The organism is Anabaena sp. AL93, assembly GCF_001672085.1.
Lineage (GTDB): Bacteria > Cyanobacteriota > Cyanobacteriia > Cyanobacteriales > Nostocaceae > Dolichospermum > Dolichospermum heterosporum.
The window spans coordinates 1-22,198 of the sequence record NZ_LJOU01000038.1; the positions used below are offsets into that span (position 1 = coordinate 1).

The window sequence follows — 22,198 nt, forward strand, 5'->3', positions numbered from 1 at the left end:
ATGCACGGTTCTTTGGTTACTTCTTCCTTGGTTAAAGAAACAACCGAAAACGAATCACAAAACTACGGTTACAAATTCGGTCAAGAAGAAGAAACCTATAACATCGTAGCTGCTCACGGTTACTTTGGTCGCTTGATTTTCCAATACGCTTCCTTCAACAACAGCCGTCAACTACACTTCTTACTCGCTGCATGGCCTGTAATTGGTATCTGGTTCACAGCATTGGGTATCAGCACCATGGCGTTCAACTTGAACGGTTTCAACTTCAACCAATCCATCATGGATTCTCAAGGTCGCGTCATCGCTACTTGGGCTGACGTAATCAACCGCGCTAACTTAGGTATGGAAGTAATGCACGAGCGCAACGCTCACAACTTCCCCCTAGACTTGGCTGCTGCTGATGTTGCTCCTGTTGCTTTAAGCGCTCCTGCAATCAACGGTTAATAATTAAAGCTTTGTTAATAGCTTAATTAAACAATCGCCCTCCAGAAATGGGGGGCGTTTTGCTTTGCATAAAAATCTGGTGTTGCTCATAGGTAAGATGGTAATTGTCCGTAATTAAAACCTTATGCCTAATACCGCTAATTTTCTCCAATATACCCAATGGTCAGGTATTGCGACAATAGTATTTGCAGTTCTGACAATCTTGGCTTTCATACTCAAATGGGGCTTTCGCTTTCGATTGGTGGGTGCAACTGGCTTTATGCTGGTACTGACAGGGGGGTTATTTTCACTTTCCCTTGTTCCCCTGAGTCGTACAATTATTCCTGGTGCTGTCAAGTACACCCTAGTTTATGACAACGGTTCTAACCAAACAGTAATTGCGATCACCCCAGAAATTACTCCCACAGAATTAGAAGCCACTTTACGTCAAGCAGCTAGTAACCTTTATTCCTATGGTCGCTTAGGTACTGGTGGTAGCAAGGAAATGATAGTCCGCGCTCGCACCATTATCCACCCAGAAATAGGGTTATCTGTACCGCTGTACTTGGGTCAAATAAATCGCACTTTGGTCAGTCGTGAAGACCCAGAAATGGTGGTAGAAGTTTATTTAGACAAGTTTGCTTCCTTACCAAAACCTACAGCTTCATAGGTGACAGGTGACATGATAGTTAAGAGGGAATAGGAAAATCTGACAGGGCGCAGGCCCTGCGCCCCTACATCCTGATTTTCTATTTGCACATTTTTTGGTCATCTATCATACAATAAAGATTATTTTAAAATTTGATTAAGAAATATCAATAGTTTTGGCAAAATAACGATCATGCCTAATCAACATTCTACTGAAACTTTGTCCACTCAAACGACTAGTTCATTTTTCAGCCTTTCTGTTTCCCCTGGGAAAGTAATTCGCGGTGCGGGAGTTTTGTCAACCGTTGCGGCTGAAGTCGCTAATTTCGGGAGTCGTCCGTTAATTATTGCCGGCAACCAAACTCTTAATCTGAGTCAAGAGAGTTTACAACCTCTTTTCCAATCTCCAGAATTACATCCTTTGTCAGTTTCCTATGGTGCTGATTGTTGTGAAGCTAGTTTGAAGGCTTTACGCAAAGCTGCTAAAGAACATAAAGCTGATCTGATTATCGGGATTGGTGGTGGTAAAGCCCTAGATACGGCTAAATTAGTCGCCCACCAATTGACATTACCAATTGTGACAATTCCCACTTCTGGGGCTACCTGTGCGGCTTGGACTGCCCTTTCTAATGTCTATTCAGAAACTGGGGCGTTTTTATATGATGTGGCTTTATCTCGCTGTCCTGATTTGCTGATTTTGGATTATAATTTAGTTCAGACTGCACCTCCAAGCACATTAATAGCAGGAATTGGGGATGCGATCGCTAAATGGTATGAAGCATCAGTGAGTAGTGGGCATTTGCAACAAACTTTAATTATTGCTGCGGTTCAACAAGCGCGAATTTTACGCGATATTTTATTGCAAAAGTCTGCTGCTGCGTTACAGTTTCCGGGTGGGGAAGTTTGGCAAGAAGTTGTGGACGCAACTGTACTCCTAGCTGGAGTAATTGGGGGACTTGGTGGGGCGCAATGTCGCACAGTCGCTGCCCATGCAGTTCATAATGGCTTAACTCATATTTCTGGACATGGTAGTATTCACGGGGAAAAGGTCGCTTATGGTATCCTGGTACAACTGCGGTTAGAAGAAATGATCCAGGGAAATCAATTAGCAGCGTCAGCAAGACAACAATTGTTGAAGTTCTATGCAGAGATTGGACTACCCCAAAAATTAGCAGATTTGGGACTAGGTAATATCACTTTGGGTGAGTTACAAACAGCAGCGGAAATTAGTTTAGAACCTAATTCTGATATCCACCGTCTACCGTTTAATGTAGCGTTGGAACAATTGATGGCCGCAATGGTTTCTACCACTGCACCAATAGATATTAATCGTGTTTCCACCAGGGGAATAAGTGACGAGGTGAAGGAATGAGTTTGAGTTGGATGTCTCCCGCAGAACGGATACAAAAATTGCCGCCTTATGTATTTGCCCGTTTGGACGAATTAAAGGCTAAGGCTAGAGAACAAGGGTTGGATTTAATTGATTTGGGTATGGGTAATCCTGATGGACCTACTCCCCAACCTGTGATAGAAGCGGCTATGGCAGCTTTGCAAAATCCCGCTAATCACGGTTATCCTCCATTTGAAGGAACGGCTAGTTTCCGTAAGGCGATTACTCAATGGTATAATCGCCGTTATGGTGTTACCCTTGATCCTGATAGTGAGGCTTTACCCTTACTCGGTTCTAAGGAAGGTTTGGGGCATTTAGCGATCGCCTATATTAATCCTGGTGATACTGTATTAGTACCTTCACCCTCTTACCCTGTGCATTTTCGTGGACCGATTATTGCTGGGGGAGTTATCCATAATTTAATTCTCAAGGAAGAAAATAATTGGTTAATTGATTTAGCGGCTATTCCTGAGGAAGTGGCTAGAAAAGCGAAAATTCTCTATTTCAATTATCCTAGTAATCCTACCGCAGCCACAGCCCCCCGCGAATTTTTTGAGGAAATTGTCGCTTTTGCACGGAAGTATGAAATCCTTTTAGTCCATGATTTATGTTATGCAGAATTAGCTTTTGATGGTTATCAACCCACAAGCTTATTAGAAATTCCTGGTGCTAAGGAGATTGGTGTCGAGTTTCACACACTATCTAAAACCTATAATATGGCAGGTTGGCGCGTTGGTTTTGTGGTGGGAAATCGTCACGTTATCCAAGGTTTACGGACTCTGAAAACCAATTTAGATTATGGCATTTTTTCGGCTTTACAAACAGCAGCAGAAACAGCTTTGCAACTTCCTGATTCTTATTTACATGAAGTGCAACAACGTTACCGCACTCGTCGAGATTTTTTAATTGATGGTTTGGGTAAGTTAGGGTGGAATATTCCCAAAACGGAAGCAACTATGTATTTGTGGATAAAATGTCCGGTGGGAATGAATTCTACAGATTTTGCTTTGAATGTTTTACAGCAAACTGGGGTGGTTTTGACTCCTGGAAATGCCTTTGGTGTGGGTGGTGAAGGCTATGTGAGAATTAGTTTAATTGCAGATTGCGATCGCTTGGGGGAAGCTTTACAAAGATTCAAGGAAGCGGGGATTTGCTATCAGTCGGAAGTTTCTGTTTCTGCGTGATAATTAAGGTGAATACACAATCTCAAAAGAATTAAGATCATGACGATTCTGGAAAAGGTAGTAACTACCATGCAGCAGTTACCTATAGATCAACAGCAGCAAGTTCTCCGTTTTGTTGAGTTTCTGGCATTTGAATTGGGTAATCACCAAGTTAATCAAGATTCGGAAAAAGCAACTGTAGAAAAGCCTGAAGCTTCTCCTCATGATCTATTGAGAAAATGGGAAGGAGTTATTGAAGGTGGGGTAGACGATCTTTCTTTTAATAAGAAATACATGGAAGAATATGGGCAGAAATGAATCAGCGGATAATTCTTGATACTGGTGTTTTGGTTGCTTATTTCAGGAAATCTGATCGCTTTCATCAATGGGCTGTAACTCAATGGAGATATTATGAACGAGAAAAGACAATATGAAATAGAAGATGACTTAAAAGAAGAATATGATTTAAGTCAACTAAAAAATCATATTCGGGGTAAATATTCTCAACGATATCAAGAAGGATATAGTGTTACTATTCATCATGAAGATGGGACAACGACAGTAGAACATTTCCCTAAACAAAATGATATAATTATTCTTGATCCTGATGTGAAACAATATGAGTAAACTAATCTTAGAAATTCCTGATCAAGTAACTGAGGGATTACGTCTACCTCCTGATGAACGTCTGCATCGCATCCGCACTGAATTAGCAATTAGACTTTATCAAAAAGGGATTCTTTCTTTTGGGAAAGCCCGTGAATTGTCGCAATTAAGCAAATGGGAATTTCATGAGTTATTGGGACAAGAAAATATTGATCGTAGTTATGATTTAGAAGAGTTAGAAACAGATTTAGAGACATTAGAAATATTATCATGAAAGCAGTTAGTAATTCATCGGTTTTAATTGCTTTAAGTAGTATTGGACAATTAGAGTTAATTAATCAACGGTTTCCCGATTCGGATGAACCAATTTCAGGTAAATCTGATAAAGTCAGTTTGTGTTCTTCCATTAAATAAGCTAATACATCATTTCCGTGACAATTAGCAATGGGATAATGTTCTATTTCATAAGCCTCAATTATTGTTCCTAATGTATCTAATAAATGATAAAGAGGATGTTGTTCATTAGTACCAATTTCATCAAGTAAATCATTTAATCTTGAAATTGCTTGTTCATATTCTTCTTCATGCAGAATATCTTTAACAACTATTTGCGTTTTGTTATCCATATAACCAACCAAACCAAAAGAGTCCATCCCAAGGTAGCAATTATGCTTAAAATTAATGAAGCTGAAAAGTAATTTTTTGGTAATAAAGGTGAGTTGATCTTATCTATGTGCGTAGTGATAATACCGGAAAATATAGCACCACCACCAAAACCTATACCTAATACTTGTACTGTTGTTTCTAAAGAGCGATCGCTCTCAGTTTGTTCTATTTCTACTCTACCACGAATCGAGTTTATAGCCTGGTCTAATAACTTTCTCCTGACGGTTTACTCCGTTTTAAACAAAACTCTACTATTTCTGGAGTATCAATAAGAGGCTTAGAAGTGTTACCAGCGCGAATGTAGAGTTCTAGTTCTAATTTTTTATCTTTACCTTTCATTAACACGATTTCATCTGACTTTCTGACATCAACTGCACAAACTATTTTACTATCTATTGTCTCAAATCGAATTGTAACTAATGACATAAAATTAGCATTAAAATAATCCAGGGAATTTATTCCCTGTCTCAAAGCCAAAGTCGGTTAAAACCGACTAGAATATAGTCTAATTTACTGAAGGAACATTTGACAATCACATCCTGTAAATCCTGAAATCCTGGACATCCTGATTCTGACAATTATTCCCAAAAGTCCACATTTAACATTGCTTCAATATCACAACTAAACGGCCACGTATCAGGAAACTCACACTGTGGATAACCATTGCGGACAATTTTCAGAGCATCTGCATAAGCTTCATCAAATACTTGGCTAAAATAAGGTTTGAGACTAGGTGAATTTTTGAGTAACTTTCTGATTCCAATCCTTTGTTTAATGATTGATTCTACCCACCCACGATAACAATCAGGGATATGCACATAATTCCGCTTGAGAATATGTTCTAAAAGTTCTGCTAACCGATTTTCAAGTTCACGTTTATCTGAGCGACCCAAGTCCTCTATCTCCTCTATCAAATTATCAATATCTAGTCCTTCTATATCTCTATTCCGTAATTTGTGGACAATATCTTCAATCCAGAGTAAATAGTCTTGCTCATATAAAGATACTGCAATCGGTGTCCGTGTCATTGCTGTAAATCCTCTAAATGACCTAATTCCATTTTAAGTGAAATCATTTGTAAAGTTAGACAATCAACCTGTAAACTAGCAAAATCGACACAATTTAAATTCTTTTAACATTTTGCTTATTCAATACCTTGTCCATTTTCTGTAGCATTTTTTGGTTTCATGCTTCAACCCCCTCCCCACAAGCGATGAGGGGGCTAAGATGTACCTTATATGATTGGAAATTGCTGTAAATTACCCCCCTTAATCTCCCCGATGCTTTGGGGGGAAACCGAAAAAATTAGTTCCCTCCCCAAAGCATCGCGGAGGGTTAGGGTAGGGTAAAATATTTGATACAGCAATCATGACTTTTCAAACACCATCTTAATATTATTAGGCGATCGCTTACCTATAAAATCAAATATAGATACTCAAAATTACCAATATATCTATTTTGGACTGGGAACAGGAAAATGATTTGTGTTTCAAATTTAAACTCTAGCTATTGTAACAATCTCTAACTGATCTTGATATTTACCTCTGCGAGTTTCATAACTAACAGCACAGGGTTCACCCTCTAAAAATAGCAATTGCACCACACCTTCATTAGCATAAATACGACAGTCAGCGCTGGAAGAATTAGAAAATTCTAAAGTAAGATGTCCTCTCCATGCCGCTTCAGCAGGTGTTAAATTAGCTATTATACCACATCTTGCATAAGTAGATTTACCAATGCAAATTACTGTAATATTGGCTGGAACTTCAAGCTTTTCCAGAGCCACACCTAAACCATAAGAATGAGCAGGTAAGATAAAATAGCTACCACTTTCATCTGTATGTAACTGGGTAGACTCTAGATTTTGGGGATTAAAGTTTTTAGGATCAATAACAGTACCGGGAATGTGACGAAAAATGCGAAATTCAGAGCCAGAAAGCCGGATATCATAGCCGTAAGAAGAAAGTCCGTAACTAATTACAGGTTGCGGAAGCTGAGATGAATCAGGTTGCAATTTACGAATTAAACTCGATTCAAAAGGCGAAATCATGCCTTTTTGAGCCATTTCGGTAATCCAGATGTCGTTTTTAATCACAGGTTCTCAGATAATTCAACCAAGTTACTAGGATATCTTAATACTTAAGGTTGATGACTGCGACGAATTTCTGTAATTTGGTCTGCTACATCTAAAAGAGACTTTGGCATTTGAGAACCTGTGAGGATAATATCAACATGAGGAGGACGGTGAGAAAGAAACTCTAAAACCTCAGTTTCTGGAATTAAACCGAAATTAATCGCTAAACTCAACTCATCTAATACCAGTAAAGAATACTTACCTTCATTAACTACCTTTTGGGTATGTTGCCAAAGTTGTTGCAAAGCTTGAATTTCCGCTGCGTCCAAATCTGAAGTATTAATATAACGGGGCAAATCACAGCGAATCCAATCTAAATGTTGTCCCATTTGGGTGGGTCGTTCATGTCCTTGGCGAATCCCACCTTTGAGGAATTGGACTATTAATACTGGTGTACCTTGTCCAGCAATTCTCAGTGCTTGTGCCATCACGCTGGTAAAAAAGCTACGCTGGGAATTAGTAAAAACTTGTATCAGTCCTTCTACGGAATATGGTACGCTGAGGGTTGAATTTAGACCTGGGGTTTCTAGTTGGGCAACCATAAGGCAAAGTTTAAAAACTCACTATAAATTTAATGACTTACATAGGACTTACGCAAGTTTCACACTAAAAATCTGTTGTAGGGTGCGTCAGATATCAACAATCTGTTTATTTGCAGAATTTATGCAGTCTGACCCACCCTACCAATGTGCCAGTTGGGTAAGTCCCGTTACATTTAAAGGCAAATTTTTGCTAACAGCAGAACATATAGTTATCATACAGCAGTATTTATCAGTAAAGCAGCCTTATTCCTTTGTCATCCTGGGGTAATCTAAAGGCTGTAGGCAAAAATTTTGAGGTAATTTCAATGACTTGGCAACGTCCTGACGGCAGAACCCCTGGTGAACTCCGTCCCCATAGTTTTTATCCTAATTTCACTCGGTTTGCACCTGGTTCTGTTTTAGCGAAATCTGGTGATACTCAGGTTCTGTGTACGGTTAGTGTGACTGAAGGAGTGCCTAAATTTTTGACTGGTAGTGGGAAGGGTTGGTTAACTGCTGAATATAGAATGTTGCCTTCTGCTACCCAGAAACGCCAGGAACGGGAATTGATGAAACTGTCGGGCAGAACCCAGGAAATTCAACGTTTAATTGGGCGGAGTTTAAGGGCTGCGGTGGATTTTGAGGTGTTGGGAGAACGAACGCTGACTGTGGATACAGATGTGCTGCAAGCTGACGCAGGAACGAGGACAATGGCAATTACTGGGGGTTTTGTGGCTTTGGCTCATGCTATTTCTCAATTATTGCAGCAGGGGGTTTTAGCGCGATCGCCTTTATGTGGACAAATAGCAGCAGTTTCTGTAGGCTTGTTACAGGGTGAACCATTTTTGGATCTTAACTATGTTGAAGATGTAGCCGCAGATGTGGATTTTAACGTAGTCATGAATCATCAAATGAACATTATTGAAGTTCAGGGAACAGCAGAATCGGGAAGTTTTAGTCGTCAGCAGTTGAGTCAAATGCTAGATTTTTCGGAACAAGGTATACAGGAATTATTAACTGCTCAAAGAAATGCTATTAGTGATTGGAATACTCTATTTGTAGAAAATTAAATTGTCATAATTCCCTAGTAAAAAAATTTAATTAGTGGCCGTAAACTTGCAACCCAAAAGAAATTTAGAACAATCTTGGATAATTCGCTATTTGTCAGTATTCCTGTTGTTCGGTCAAATTTTACTGCATTTCCTGCGCGGAAAAACCTACTATCGCAAGATATTAGAACATACAGTGACAACAGGACCAGCTTCCCTCCCTCCAGTATTATTAGTCAACGGTTTTGCGGGGATGATTTTCACGATTCAAACCGCTAGAGAATTGGTCAGATTCGGGGCTGTAGATACCGTTGGCGGTGCATTTGCTTTAGCATTTTGTCGAGAACTAGCACCAATTTTAACTGCTAGTATTATCGCCGGACAAGTTGGTTCAGCTTTTGCTGCGGAATTAGGAGCAATGCGGGTAACAGAGCAAATTGACGCTTTATATATGCTCAGAACAGACCCTGTTGATTATCTTGTCTTACCCAGAGTCATTGCTTGCTGTTTAATGATGCCTGTAATGATGATTTTTGCTGTAGTTACAGGTGTTATGGGTGGTGCTTTTGCGGCTATGCAGTTTTATCAGGTTAGTCCTGAAACATTTTTAGAATCAGTGAGAAATTTTTTATTACCATCAGATATTTTAATTATTTTACTCAAGGGGTGGATTTTTGGGGCTATAGTATCGGTTAATGGTTGTAGTTGGGGACTGACAACTCAAGGAGGCGCAAAGGAAGTGGGAGAATCAGCTACAACTGCTGTGGTAACTACTTGGGTGGCGATTTTTATTATGGATTTTGTGTTGGCGTTGCTACTGTTTGAGAAACCCTTGCTTTGACACTCCCCGGTCTAAAGACATAAGTAGTTTTGGGATTTGTTCACCTATCACCTATTTGTAGGATGATGATATTAGCATTTGTATGGTGTTGTTGCCGTCGTCAATAGGAAAATAGCGTGTCAATTCAAGAACATAAAATTACGGTAGATTCTCTAGAATGGTTTTATCGAGAAGCTGAACCGATTGGGAGAACTGATTTAATCCCTGTGTTATTTTTACATGGGATAGTTGCTCAAAGTTATAGTTGGAGAAATATTATACCTAGTTTAGCAGCACAGGGAAATAGAGCGATCGCACCTGACTGGATTGGTTGTGGATTTTCCGGTACACCAGAAAAACAGGATTTTGCTTATACTCCCGACGCATTTATCACAGCTTTGGAAGGATTTGTTCAAGCTTTAGAATTAGAAAAGTTTTCCCTAGTTGTCCAAGGTTTTCTAGGTTCAGTTGGCTTACAATACGCCCTCCGTCATCCTGAAAAAGTTGCTAATATTGCTATTTTAAATACCCCCATTTCTACAGCAGCAAAATTACCTTGGAAAATCAAACAAATGGGTTTACCCTTTGCGGGAGATATGATTACCCAAGATCCTTTATTAGTTGATAGAACCCTAGAAGGTGGAAGTCGTTACCGCATTGAAGATCAAGATTTAGATGTTTATAGAAAACCCTTTTTGAAAAGTTCTGCTCCTGGAAGAAGTCTCTTAGCAACAATTCGCAATTTCCAACTAGAAAAAGCCATGCTAGAAATAGAAAATGGGTTTAAAGAATGGCAACAACCTATTTTAGTCCAATGGGGAATGATTGATCCTTGGTTATCTGTAGATATGGCGGAAACTTTTGTAAAATCTGTACCCAATGGGGAAATAATCAAACTTAATAATGTGGGACATTATGCCCAAGAACATTATCATGAAGTGATTTTACAAGATTTACTCCCATTTTTCCGGCGTTCCCAATCGAATTAAATATCAACCAGTATTTCTTGTTCTCTGCTATCCTTCTTTTGTTTAAGTATTTTTAAGAAGAAGGATAGTAAAGTCAATACATTAGAGGATGTTTTAAAAGTGGTATCCCGTAATTTTCATCACATTTTACCCCCCTTAATCCCCCCAATGCTTTGGGGGGAAAAAAGAAAATCCAGTTCCCTCCCCTTTACAAGGGGAGGGTTAGGGAGGGGTAAAACATTTGATACAGCAATCATGAGTTTTCAAACAACCTCTTATTGTCTGAGTTTTTGATTTGCACAATCAAAATTTTGCTTACTTATTTAAAATGATGATTGAACAACATAAAAATCAACAACATACCATTTTTCACGGTGATGCGGTCAACATTTTATTAAATCATATTCCTGCCGAATCAGTAGATTTAATTTTTATTGATCCTCCTTATAATATAGGTAAGAAATTTGGTAACTTCCATGATAAATGGGAATCAGAAACAGAATATATAAATTGGTCATATCAATGGCTTGATGAATCTATTCGCATTCTTAAACCAAATGGTACAATTTATGTGATGACAAGTACCCAAGCAATGCCTTATTTTGATATTTATTTGAGACAAAAATTAACTATTCTCAGTCGGATAATGTGGCATTATGATAGTTCTGGAGTTCAAGCTACAAAATACTTCGGTTCAATGTATGAACCTATTCTTCATTGTGTCAAAGATAAAAACAATTATATTTTTAATGCAGATGATATTAAAGTTGAAGCAAAAACAGGCGCACAACGGAAATTAATTGATTACAGAAAATCAGTTCCTACCCCCTATAATACAGAAAAAGTACCTGGTAATGCTTGGTATTTTCCCCGTGTGAGATATCGCATGGAAGAATATGAAAATCATCCTTCACAAAAACCAGAGTCATTACTAGAAAGAATCATTTTAGCAAGTAGTCATAAAGGAAGTTTAATCCTTGATCCCTTTGCTGGAACTTTTACAACTGCTGCTGTAGCTAAACGTTTAGGTAGGAAATCTATCAGTATTGAACTGCAAGAAGAATATCTAAAAATTGGATTGAGAAGGATTTTAGAAATGGAAGAATATCAAGGAGAAAAACTCTTACCACCACAGAAAAACCATAATATCAAAAATAAAAATGGAAAAAAAGTAGATTTAGATTTTATCCAAGGGAGTATCTTTGATGAAAATACTACAGCATGATTTTACGCAAACAATAATTAATATTCTTAATAAATACTTTCCTAGATATGGAGATATTATTTTAAAGAATAGTCAATTATTACAGTATATTAATATTAAAACTAAAGCTGCAAATCGTGGTTCAAAATCAAGATCCAGATTTGCTAATCATTATGCTATATATGTTTTGATTGAAGATTATTTACAAAAGGAATTTCATCTTAAGAATGGCTATGAAGATTATGAAGGCGCACAATATATAAATTTATTAATGCGACAAAGGGAGTTACCTTTTGGAAATAAACTTCAAAATCATGCTCTGAATCATCGTTTAAATGAAGAATTTAAAAAATATTTTCACACCTCAGATTATTTACCAATAATAAGAGATTCAACAACAAATAGATATTGGATTAATGAAAATCTTTTAAAAATTGAAATTGGTGAGCAAGTAATTAATATTTCTGAATCCATCAAAGATATTATTGATGCTTATATTCAAGCAAGAATGAATTCATTCAATGAATTTGTGATTTATTGTCAAAAAATGATAGAAATTCAAAATCATTCATCTGAAGCAGCAATTGAATTCATTAGAAGTTTATTAAAACCAAATATAGATGCTAGAGTATTTGAGATTGTTAGTTATGCGATTTTAAAACATTATTATGCAGAACAAAAAATATATTGGGGTTGGTCGCAACATGAATTAAATATTGATCATTTAATTTTGTATAAAACTGGACGCACAAATGCAAATGATGGTGGGATAGATTTTGTCATGAAGCCTCTGGGAAGGTTTTTTCAAGTTACAGAAACCTTAGATACGGGAAAATATTTTTTAGATATTGATAAGGTACAAAAATATCCAGTTACTTTTGTAATCAAAACTGAGGAAGAAGTCGAATATTTACTCAATAAGATTGAGGAACAAGCAAAGACAAGATATCAAATCAAAGCTATTATTAAAAAGTATATGGAATGTATAGAGGAAGTGATAAATATTCCAGAACTAATACTTCGTTTTAATAAAGGTTTAGAATTTCAAAAGGGTATTCAAGTAATTGAAGAAATAGTTTTACAAAGTCGAGTTGAGTTTAATATGGAAGAAGAAGCTGTTGGGGATGAAGTATGATGATGCCAAATATACGGTTCACACTTCTTAACCTATCCACATCCTTGCTGCGAAATCATCTTAACCTGATAATGAGAGTAGATGCAATCATTTGTAAATTGATAAAGGTAGGTTAAAATTCATGGCGTATTCTTGGTTTAAAGCATTTCATATTGTTGGCTTTGTGGTTTGGTTTGCGGGGTTATTCTACCTAGTGCGGTTGTTTATCTACCATGTTGAAGCTAACCTTGAACCAGAACCAGCAAGAACGATACTGAAGAACCAGTATCAAATCATGGAAAAGCGTCTTTACGACATTATTACTACTCCGGGACTGTTTGTGACAGTAGCAATGGCTATTGGTATTTTATCTACCAACATGGAACTGTTAAAAGAACCCTGGCTACATTACAAGTTAGGATTTGTAGCGGTCTTAATTGGCTATCATGTTTACTGCGCTAAATTAATGAAGCAGTTAGCAGCGAATGAATGTAAATGGACTGGTCAAAGTTTACGCGCCTTAAACGAAGCACCGACGCTTTTATTAGTCGTAATTGTGATGTTGGCGACATTTAAGAATAACTTACCTACAGACCTCACCGCTTGGTTAATTTTTGGTTTGGTGATTTTCATGGCTGTGAGTATTCAACTCTACGCCAAAATCCGCAGACGCAATCAGGAAAAACTGACAGGACAATTAAAAGAGGAGTCAGGAGTAAAAGCTTTTTAACTAAGTAGGTGGACGTGAAATAACCAAAATGTGTAACGATATGTAAATTCACCTCGATGGGTTATTGTCGTTGAGTTTTAGCCATTTCAAAAAACGAAATATATTTTGATTTTCCTCCGCCCACCTACTTATCGGTAGGGGTTTAGCACTGCTCATAGGTGTCAACTTAAGTTAGAAATGGCTTATCTGTTTGTTTTCACACCCGCCCAGAAATGAATTTCCGGGCTAATAGCTAAAGTTTACTAAAGTAAACTGAAGGTTTAGACAATTATTAGTCATCTTTAGATGACTTTCGCTATTAGACTGGGAATTAATTCCCAGACGGGCTATGGGTTTTACGTTAAGTTGACACCATTAAGCACTGCTAAAACCCTACATAGGGTTTGCTGATAGCGAAGCATGGTGTAGTCTATAGAAATTGTCTGTGAGGACAGAGAAATCTTAACTGGGAACAGTTTCAGCCATCTGGATATCCTCAATTTTCCAAATCCGACAAAGACAAATGCACCTATGTTGAGACACCATAAGCCAAAACCTTGCAAGACAGAGAGTATGGTGTCAGCTATACTCCTGTATTTTGTTAAACTGTAACTGGTTGACGAACTTCTAATGCTGCTCCTGTTAAACTAAAAGCACGAACTTCGGTAATTTTAACTTTGACGATTTGCCCTTTGAGGCGATTAATATCACCAGTAAAGAATGTGAGACGATTTCCCCCAGTTCTTCCCATAACCTGGTTTGTGTCTTTGGTATTTTGAGCTTCTACTAATACTTCTTCAATCCGACCAAAGTAACGTTGCGATCGCTCTGCTGCTTTGATATTAACTAAATGGTTCAATCTTTGCAAGCGATCGCTTTTAACTTCCTCACTCAGTTGATTATCCCACAAAGCCGCAGGTGTACCAGGACGAGGTGAATAAGCCGCAGTATTCACTAAATCAAACCCGATATCTGCCACTAATTGCAAAGTATTTTCAAACTGTGTTTCTGTCTCACCAGGAAAACCCACAATCGCATCAGCACTAATTGACGCATCCGGCATATACCCTCTAATAGTATCAATAATCCGGCGATATTTTTCCTGAGTATAGCCCCGTGACATAGCTTTTAAAAGCTCATTATCCCCAGATTGAAAAGGAATGTGAAAATGTTCGCAGACTTTGGGCAAATCTGCACAGGCTTTAATTAATCTTTCCGTAAAATAACGCGGATGACTGGTAGCAAATCTTATGCGTTCAATACCCGGTACATCATGGACATAATAAAGTAAATCTGTCAATGTGTGCAGGTGACGACCTTCGGCGGTAGAACCAGGTAAATCCCGTCCGTAAGCATCAATATTTTGACCCAGGAGAGTAATTTCTTTATATCCTTGTTTTGCTAACTGTTCGATTTCCGCCCGAACCGCTTCTGGTGTCCGAGACTGTTCCACACCGCGCACATTAGGGACAACGCAATAAGTACAACGTTCGTTACAACCATAAATAATATTTACCCAAGCAGTTACCTGACTATCCCGACGCGGCTGGGTGATATCTTCAAAAATATGAACTTCTTCCGTAGCGACAACTTGATTACCAGCAAAAACCGACTCTAGCAAATCTTTAAGACGGTTAGCGTGTTGGGGTCCCATCACCAAATCCAATTCTGGCACACGACGCAGCAAAGCTTCACCTTCTTGTTGGGCAACACAACCAGCAACAATCAAAGTTAAATCAGGTTGTTCCTGCTTGCGTTTGGCTTGTCTACCTAAATAAGAATATACTTTTTGTTCCGCATTATCACGAATGGTGCAGGTATTGTAAAGAATTACATCTGCTTGGTTTGGGTCATCTGACCACTCAAAGCCCATGTCTTCTAAAATACCAGCCATGCGTTCAGAGTCTGCCTTATTCATTTGGCAACCGAAGGTGATAATGTGGTAATGGCGGTTAGTGGTCATTGGGAATTACGCTTAGTTAGTAATGTATATCAAGTCTGTTTTCTATTCTATATAGGAATTTTATCTTATTTGGGTAACATTTTCAGGAGTGTGCGGTTTGTGGTGAACAATGGAAATGTGTCGCTCAATATTTCGGGGGAAAGCGCCATTCGATTATAACGGCTAGAAGCTGGACTTTTTTATCATACAAAGAACAAGGTTCAAAGCCTCTCCAGTATTAAATATTATTCCTTTTCCCTCTCCTCTTAGGAGAGGGTTAGGGAGAGGTGCAAAGGAGAGGTTTACCAGAGGGGTTTCATATTTGGTTAAACTATGAACCGTTTGCAGTATACGTTACGTTCTGAGCTTTCTCTAGACAAATTTTAACTTGTTTTGCCAATACTCTCACATTCGGTTCATTGAGAAGAGAAAGATGAGAACCAGGAATATACTTAATATCTAAATCACCCATAACTATCTCACCCCAACCAAAATGGGAATCATATTCTAAACCTATAGCCTCAGTTCGATTTTCATCTCTCGTGCGGAAAAGAGTTAGTTTCCCTGCATAAGGTCGAAATACATAGGTATTCAAAGCTTGTTTATGAGCATTTGATATTTCTAAATACTTTTTATCTTCAGGGAGAATGACATGAGAACCAGTCGGAAAGTAATGATTGCAAACTTGTTTAGTATTGTAATGAAATTGTTTGTACCAACCCTTAGCTTTGTGAGCAATATATTTATGTCCACGTCGAAAGATATTATTGATATGCAGCAAAATTCGCCTCTTAAATGATAACCGTCGTTCATAACCAGGACGACAGGTATCTAACATCGCTAAAAGAGCGATTTCTTGACCTTGGCTGCGAATTTGTTGGGCTATTTCATAGGCGACGATACCCCCAAAGGAATATCCCCCTACAAAATAGGGTCCTTGAGGTTGAATAGTCTGCATTTCTCGCAGATACTTTGCAGCCATATCTTCCACCCGCAGCAAAAGAGGCTGTTTTCCATCTATTCCCTGGGGTCGCAGTCCATAAACAGGTTGGTCTAACCCTAAATGTATTGCTAAATCCCGATAACATAATATTTCTCCCCCCAAGGGATGAATCATAAATAAAGGTGGTTTTGTACCTTGGGGTTGAATTTCTACTAAAGATGAATAATTAACTTTGGGGGTATTTTCTAAACCTGGTTCTTGGTGGATAATTTGAGATATCGCTGCTATTGTCGCTGTGGGAAACAAAGCCGCCAAAGGCAGTTTCTTGGCAAATTTACGTTCTATATCCGCAAATAACCGGACTGCTAATAAAGAATTTCCACCCAATTCAAAAAAATCATCTTGAACACCAATAGGTTCAACACCTAACAAATCTTGCCAAAGTTTTATTAACTGACTTTCTATATCATCATGGGCATTAACAAAACTTTCTGTCAATTCTGGCTTAATTAAATTAAATGCTATTAATCCCTTTCTATCTAATTTACCATTAGGTGTTAATGGCAAGGCATCTAAAAACACAAAGGCACTAGGAAGCATATATTCAGGTAATTTATTCTGTAAATATTGCCGAATTTCTTTAGTAGTAGGTGCTGGTTTTTGTTGAGGAACAATATAAGCGATGAGACGTTTATCTTCTGGACTATCTTCACTAGCTATAACTACAGCTTCTTTAATGTTGCTAATTTTCAGCAATTCCATTTCAATTTCTGCAACTTCAATGCGGAAGCCTCGGATTTTTACCTGAAAGTCTTTTCTTCCTTTATGAATTAAACAACCATCTGCTTGAATACAGCCTAAATCACCTGTGCGATAAATTCTTTTTTGGCTATTTTGAATATCGGGTAAAAATACAGCTTGCGTTAATTCTGGTTTTTGCCAATAACCTAAAGCTAAATATTCACTTTTGAGGGTAATTTCTCCAATATTGCCGTTTTTAACTTCTACTCCTGCTTCATCTAATAGCACAACTTCCATATCTTCAACTGCATAACCAATAGGTACGATGCTATTTTCAATTTTCGTATCTTTATCAACGATGAAATTACGGAAAGTTCCTGCTTCTGTCGCGCCTAAACTGGCATATAAAAGACAATCTGAAGAAAAGTATTTTTTATAATTTTCGACATCTCTAATTAAGGTAGCTTCACCACCTAATTTAACTAGGCGAATTTTAGGAAACTGTTCTGTACCAGTGAGAGTATCTACAAAATGCCGAAACAGAGTTGTAAATGAATGATAAATTGTAATTTCCGATGTAATTAACCAATTAACTAAATTAGTTAATCCCTGTTCTTTGACATTGAATGAATAGAGACTCGCACCATTAAGTAAAGTGTAGAAAATACATAATATTCCACCTAAAGCACTACAAGAATAGAGAAAAACTACACGATCTTGATGGTTAATTAATAAAGTTTTTGTGTCATTCATGCAGTAATGCAAAGCATTACGATGATTCTGTATAACTCCCTTGGGTTGACCAGTTGAGCCACTAGTATAAATTAGATAAGCTGGTGCTTCTGGTGATATTTTGATGGTGGGATTTTGGCAAGAATTATGGTTATCAATATTGTCTATATTAAATAAATGACAACTATTAATAGTAGCTTCAGCGAGTTGTGTCGCCAAATCCAAATTGAGATTATTGGTAATAAATGCAACGGCTTGAGCATCTTTAATAATATAAGCTAGTCTATCAATAGGAAATGTGGGATCTAAAGGAACAAAGATTTTACCTGTTTTCAATACTCCCAACATACTTGTAATAAAATCTGCACCTTTTTCCAGTAGTAATACAATTACTTCTAATTTATTTCCTCGTTGTTCAAGAATTTGATTGGCTAACCGATTAGCATTTTTATTTAGCTGTGCATAAGTGAGAGTTTGATTCTGGGTTTTGATAGCAATATGATCTGGATATTTATCAACTTGTTTTTCAAATCGGCTAGGTATAGACTGTTCAATCTCAAATTTGGGAAAGTCTATAAAGCCTTTTGGCGAGGGAATTAGACGATTGCAAATAATTTTTTTCTGGAATAAGATATTTGGAATTGTGGAGTAAATATTATTCATGGCTATATAAACTTTATTGAATTTTTGGTGAAAATCAGGGTTGAGGTAGAAAATTATCTCTTTTTAATTTATTTATTGCCCTTGACTTAATTAATGATGTGCATTGATAAAAATAAATGGTATGACAAATTATAATAACCTGCCATACTCAAGGAGAATCTTTCATAAAATCTTTATCTATACTTTGTTTTTAAAATAAAAATTGTATACAAATTATCCAAATTAATGTATAATCATAAACTGTAGATACCCAAATTATCTAATAAATTGGGTATTTGGATAGTATATCTTCTAATTGCGATCGCGCTCTAATTGATCAATGACTCTTTGTAAATACCAATCATCTGACATTCCCGGATAATGATATTCTTGTTGTTGAATCAAGCCTTTGGCGATTTCCCATTGTCCCCCCACTAACCGCAACAGTCGCTGACGTAAAACTTCATATTTTTGATTATTAATTACGGGTTGGGACATTTGGATTTTTTGTAACCTATTTAATACCTGTTGATAATTTTCCCAGTCTTCTTGTTCACAATAAATACTCGCTGCTTTTTGATAATCGGCTACAGCATTTTGTATTTCTTCTAACAATGTATAGGCAAGACCACGATTATAGTAAGCTGGAGCGTAATCATGATTTATGTGCAGTGCTTGACTATAATCTTGAATTGCATTCAAACAATTACCCATTTCTCGATAAATATTACCTCTAGCAACATAAACTAAAGGATCTTCAGGCTGCATTTTTAAGGCTTGGTTTAAATCCGATAATGCACCCTGATAATCACCAATTTGGCAACGGGCTTTTCCTCGGTTACGATAAACAATGGCATCTTGAAAATCCAGTTTTAGTGCTTGATTAAAGTCAGTAATTGCTTCTCGATAATTACCAAGTTTACACTGAACTACGCCGCGACAGCAATAGGCTTGAGCATCTTTAGGATCAACTTTTAATACCCAGTTTAAATCAGCAATAGCTTCTCTAGTTTCTCCCTGTTCTGCCTTTGTTAATAATTGCTGAAAATATTGATTGGTAGAGGTAATAGATACAGTTACAGACTTATTTATTTGTTGTTCTGGCTTTTGAGGTGGTTGTAATTGTTTAATTTTTTGCAAACAACTTTGACATTTTTCCTTATCTTTTTGTTCTAGATATAATTTAGCTGCTTTCTTGAAATTAGCGATCGCATCTTGAATATGTCCCTGTTTACGTCGGACAATCCCCCGTAAATCATAAGCAGCAGCATCATCAGAATCCAGCCAAATTGCCCTTTCTACATCCTCCAAAGCACCAGGAAGATTTTTTAATGCCAATCTAGCTAAAGCCCGAAAATAACAGGCTTCTCGACTATATTTATCCAGTTTTATAGCTTCAGTATAATCATAAACAGCTTGCATAATTGCCCCTGAATCATAATATGCTAGACCCCGTTGAATATATGCTTTACTAAACCCAGGATTTTGTTGGATAGCAGCGGTAAATTCTCCTATCGCACCAGTATAATCTTGTTGTTTAGCTTTTTCTAATCCCTGTTTATAAAATTCGTCATTCATCCTGCTCATCCTTTAATCCTGGATATCCCGATTCTAACAGGTTTGGATTTCATCGCTTGTAGGGTGCGTCGGACCATTTGCTGTATTTATCTTATTTATCTTATTTATCTTATTTATCTTATTTATCTTATTTATCTTATTTATCTTATTTATCTTATTTATCTTATTTATCTTATTTATCTTATTTATCTTATTTATCTTATTTATCTTATTTATCTTATTTATCTTATTTATCTTATTTATCTTATTTATCTTATTTATCTTATTTATCTTATTTATCTTATTTATCTTATTTATATAGCGGTTATCGGTTGGAGGCAATACAATTTAGGGCGCAGACCCTGCGCCCCTACAGGTTTTGTGATTAAAAGTCAGACATTATACTAGGATAATTGATCACAAATACATCCCTACTTCCCAATCCGGGAACTTGGGGTTTTATCGGCGTAGTAAAATGGAAAAATTGATCTTCATTCACCAAAATTATTTCTCCAGGTTGCAAAACTTTGTTAAAAACTGGCTTTTCTTTTTTAGCAGAATATAAATGGGTTTCTCCACCTTGAATATTATCTCTTCCTGCGGAAAAAATGCCAATAAAATCACTACCATCTTTGTGAACACCTTCAGGTGCAGGATTTCCTAAATTAGTTGGTGAACAGGTAGTTCTAATTTGATGAACATCAACTGCTGCCGGCGAATACAGTTTACAAGAATCACAAAATGCAAAAACCAGTTTCTTAAAAATATCCAATTCTATCAGGGCATCATCTAATTCAGCAAACTCCCTTTTTACTCCTCCCAATAAAGGATTATATTCTTTAGTTTGTAATAGATATCCATGAGGCAATTTAACCAATTTATCTCCAGAAACTTTAAATCTGGATAACCTGCGGGAACGGTATTCACCTTTAACGTAGGGGTCAATTGGTAAATTCTCAAAAAATGGTCGAAAACCTGCCGTATTAATCGAGTTTACTTTTCTCAGAGTGAACAGAAAAGCATATTCTAATTCTGTATAGAGTGAGACTTTTTGCATAGGATATTTTTCCTTGCATTGGTAAATACTACCATATTTATCTAAATGGTAAGCTGTAATATCTATAGCAATCCTAAATGAAATGTGAACATCTCTTATTTCCCCACCTCTGTGTCCTCTGTGTCCTCTGTGGTTCGTTAAAAAAACTAGTTCATAACTCAAATAGGATTACTACATTATATTTAATTTCTCTAAAAATATTGTAAATTTGACTACAAAAGTTACTCATTTATGATGCAAATTAGACTTTTTCGATAAGAATTTAGGTAAAGTGATAATATCCCCGACTTCTGACATCAATTTATGGTTTGCGGACACAATAAACAAAAGAAGTCGGGGATCTGTTCATGGTATTTTCATTGAGTTACTATAAATCAATGCTCTACCTATTTATGACTAATGATTGATTGGCTCTATAACTACCCCACACTCTATCCTGGCATTTTACTCAAACGCTACAAGCGGTTTTTTGCTGACGTTCAACTAGATTCTGGAGAGGTAGTAACAGCACATTGTCCAAATACGGGTCCAATGACGGGAGTTTCTACCATTGGTAGTGCTGTACAAATTTCTAAAAGCGATAATCCTCACCGCAAGTTAGCTTATACATTAGAGTTAATTCAAGTTAATGATAATCAAACAGCTTGGGTGGGTGTAAATACGGCTTTACCGAATCGGGTGATTAAATTAGCTTTAGAAAAACGTTTATTTCCAGAGTTGGGTGAATATGAACAGGTGAAAGGTGAAGTTGTTTATGGAAAAGATCGCAAAAGTCGGATAGATTTTTATTTGACCGGTAGTGCTGAACAACGCCCAATTTATTTAGAAGTGAAAAATGCAACCTGGTGTCAGGGAACTTTAGCCTTATTTCCCGATACAGAAACCACCAGAGGACAAAAGCATTTACGGGAATTAATGGAAGTTTTACCCGCCAGTCGGTCGGTAATGCTGTATTTTATTAATCGAGGTGATTGTGTAGAGTTTGCACCTGGAGATACAACAGATCCCGTATATGGTCAGTTGTTACGGGAAGCGATTAAACTGGGTTTAGAAGTTCTCCCATGTCGCTTTGATATATCTCCTGACGGTATTCGTTATTTGGGTTTAGCAAAACTGAAAATTTAACAGAAACGTTGATGAGATAATATTAATGTCACTAATTTTAGTTG

The 22,198-nt window shown here is 37.1% G+C and carries 22 protein-coding genes and 1 pseudogene; 14 read left to right on the forward strand and 9 right to left on the reverse strand.

What is annotated here, in order from left to right; translation table 11 throughout:
* The 7 genes and pseudogenes from AN486_RS11655 to AN486_RS11685 all read left to right on the forward strand — a co-directional run.
* A pseudogene (locus tag AN486_RS11655) lies at positions 1-444 on the forward strand (photosystem II q(b) protein); the annotation flags it as partial.
* 124 nt (positions 445-568) lie between these two features.
* Complete coding sequence (locus AN486_RS11660) at positions 569-1,093, forward strand: Ycf51 family protein (protein ID WP_053540668.1); 525 nt, start codon at positions 569-571, stop codon at positions 1,091-1,093.
* A 171-nt stretch (positions 1,094-1,264) separates the two neighbouring features.
* Complete coding sequence (locus tag AN486_RS11665) at positions 1,265-2,443, forward strand: iron-containing alcohol dehydrogenase family protein (RefSeq protein WP_290600742.1); 1,179 nt, start codon at positions 1,265-1,267, stop codon at positions 2,441-2,443.
* Entirely contained in the window at positions 2,440-3,645 is a 1,206-nt protein-coding gene (locus AN486_RS11670) for an aspartate aminotransferase (protein WP_053540666.1), read from the forward strand. The genes AN486_RS11665 and AN486_RS11670 overlap by 4 nt, the downstream gene beginning before the upstream one ends.
* A 39-nt stretch (positions 3,646-3,684) precedes the next feature.
* Positions 3,685-3,942, forward strand: coding sequence for a hypothetical protein (locus AN486_RS11675; RefSeq protein ID WP_053540665.1), 258 nt, complete (start codon positions 3,685-3,687; stop codon positions 3,940-3,942).
* Between the two features lie 93 nt (positions 3,943-4,035).
* Entirely contained in the window at positions 4,036-4,251 is a 216-nt protein-coding gene (locus AN486_RS11680) for a hypothetical protein (RefSeq protein ID WP_053540664.1), read from the forward strand.
* Positions 4,244-4,504, forward strand: coding sequence for a UPF0175 family protein (locus AN486_RS11685; protein ID WP_039202188.1), 261 nt, complete (start codon positions 4,244-4,246; stop codon positions 4,502-4,504). The genes AN486_RS11680 and AN486_RS11685 overlap by 8 nt, the downstream gene beginning before the upstream one ends.
* Before the next feature lie 64 nt (positions 4,505-4,568).
* Here the strand turns inward: AN486_RS11685 and AN486_RS11690 are convergent, their stop codons facing one another.
* The 5 genes from AN486_RS11690 to AN486_RS11710 form a co-directional block, all read right to left on the reverse strand.
* Positions 4,569-4,856: a type II toxin-antitoxin system HigA family antitoxin gene (locus AN486_RS11690; protein WP_233455500.1), complete on the reverse strand. Its 288-nt coding sequence runs from the start codon at positions 4,854-4,856 to the stop codon at positions 4,569-4,571.
* Positions 4,857-5,100: 244 nt separating this feature from the next.
* Complete coding sequence (locus AN486_RS11695) at positions 5,101-5,322, reverse strand: hypothetical protein (RefSeq protein WP_290600745.1); 222 nt, start codon at positions 5,320-5,322, stop codon at positions 5,101-5,103.
* A gap of 152 nt (positions 5,323-5,474) precedes the next feature.
* Positions 5,475-5,924 (reverse strand): DUF29 domain-containing protein, encoded by a 450-nt coding sequence (locus tag AN486_RS11700; RefSeq protein WP_028088741.1) that lies wholly within the window; start codon positions 5,922-5,924, stop codon positions 5,475-5,477.
* 467 nt (positions 5,925-6,391) lie between these two features.
* Positions 6,392-6,961 carry a dCTP deaminase gene (gene dcd / locus AN486_RS11705; RefSeq protein WP_035083368.1) on the reverse strand — a complete coding sequence of 190 codons (570 nt, stop codon included), beginning with the start codon at positions 6,959-6,961 and terminating at the stop codon, positions 6,392-6,394.
* A gap of 74 nt (positions 6,962-7,035) precedes the next feature.
* Positions 7,036-7,572 carry a P-loop NTPase family protein gene (locus tag AN486_RS11710; protein WP_053540663.1) on the reverse strand — a complete coding sequence of 179 codons (537 nt, stop codon included), beginning with the start codon at positions 7,570-7,572 and terminating at the stop codon, positions 7,036-7,038.
* Positions 7,573-7,877: 305 nt separating this feature from the next.
* On the opposite strand from AN486_RS11710, the gene rph reads away from it, so the two are divergent.
* The 6 genes from rph to hemJ all read left to right on the forward strand — a co-directional run bounded on the left by rph (position 7,878) and on the right by hemJ (position 13,436).
* On the forward strand, positions 7,878-8,621 hold the full coding sequence (gene rph, locus AN486_RS11715) for a ribonuclease PH (RefSeq protein ID WP_290600749.1): 744 nt from the start codon (positions 7,878-7,880) through the stop codon (positions 8,619-8,621).
* 34 nt (positions 8,622-8,655) lie between these two features.
* Positions 8,656-9,441, forward strand: a complete 786-nt coding sequence (locus tag AN486_RS11720; protein WP_234413243.1) for an MlaE family lipid ABC transporter permease subunit — start codon at positions 8,656-8,658, stop codon at positions 9,439-9,441.
* Between the two features lie 116 nt (positions 9,442-9,557).
* On the forward strand, positions 9,558-10,409 hold the full coding sequence (locus tag AN486_RS11725; protein WP_290600752.1) for an alpha/beta fold hydrolase: 852 nt from the start codon (positions 9,558-9,560) through the stop codon (positions 10,407-10,409).
* A gap of 307 nt (positions 10,410-10,716) precedes the next feature.
* The gene (gene yhdJ / locus AN486_RS11730) at positions 10,717-11,613 is read left to right on the forward strand and encodes an adenine-specific DNA-methyltransferase (protein ID WP_233455501.1); all 897 of its coding nucleotides are present in this window, start codon (positions 10,717-10,719) and stop codon (positions 11,611-11,613) included.
* A complete protein-coding gene (locus tag AN486_RS11735; protein WP_290600755.1) occupies positions 11,594-12,727 on the forward strand; it encodes a restriction endonuclease in 1,134 nt (377 codons plus the stop codon). The genes yhdJ and AN486_RS11735 overlap by 20 nt, the downstream gene beginning before the upstream one ends.
* Before the next feature lie 121 nt (positions 12,728-12,848).
* On the forward strand, positions 12,849-13,436 hold the full coding sequence (gene hemJ, locus AN486_RS11740; RefSeq protein ID WP_290600757.1) for a protoporphyrinogen oxidase HemJ: 588 nt from the start codon (positions 12,849-12,851) through the stop codon (positions 13,434-13,436).
* A gap of 580 nt (positions 13,437-14,016) precedes the next feature.
* Here hemJ and miaB read toward each other — a convergent pair.
* The 4 genes from miaB to AN486_RS11760 all read right to left on the reverse strand — a co-directional run bounded on the left by miaB (position 14,017) and on the right by AN486_RS11760 (position 21,029).
* Positions 14,017-15,378 (reverse strand): tRNA (N6-isopentenyl adenosine(37)-C2)-methylthiotransferase MiaB, encoded by a 1,362-nt coding sequence (gene miaB, locus AN486_RS11745; RefSeq protein WP_053540657.1) that lies wholly within the window; start codon positions 15,376-15,378, stop codon positions 14,017-14,019.
* Between the two features lie 310 nt (positions 15,379-15,688).
* Positions 15,689-18,436, reverse strand: coding sequence for an AMP-binding protein (locus AN486_RS11750; protein WP_290600760.1), 2,748 nt, complete (start codon positions 18,434-18,436; stop codon positions 15,689-15,691).
* Between the two features lie 291 nt (positions 18,437-18,727).
* The gene (locus AN486_RS11755) at positions 18,728-19,993 is read right to left on the reverse strand and encodes a tetratricopeptide repeat protein (protein WP_053540654.1); all 1,266 of its coding nucleotides are present in this window, start codon (positions 19,991-19,993) and stop codon (positions 18,728-18,730) included.
* 364 nt (positions 19,994-20,357) lie between these two features.
* The gene (locus tag AN486_RS11760; protein ID WP_290600761.1) at positions 20,358-21,029 is read right to left on the reverse strand and encodes a 2OG-Fe dioxygenase family protein; all 672 of its coding nucleotides are present in this window, start codon (positions 21,027-21,029) and stop codon (positions 20,358-20,360) included.
* A gap of 399 nt (positions 21,030-21,428) precedes the next feature.
* Between AN486_RS11760 and sfsA the strand changes: the two genes are divergently transcribed.
* Positions 21,429-22,154, forward strand: coding sequence for a DNA/RNA nuclease SfsA (gene sfsA / locus AN486_RS11765; protein WP_053540653.1), 726 nt, complete (start codon positions 21,429-21,431; stop codon positions 22,152-22,154).
* Positions 22,155-22,198: the final 44 nt, after the last annotated feature.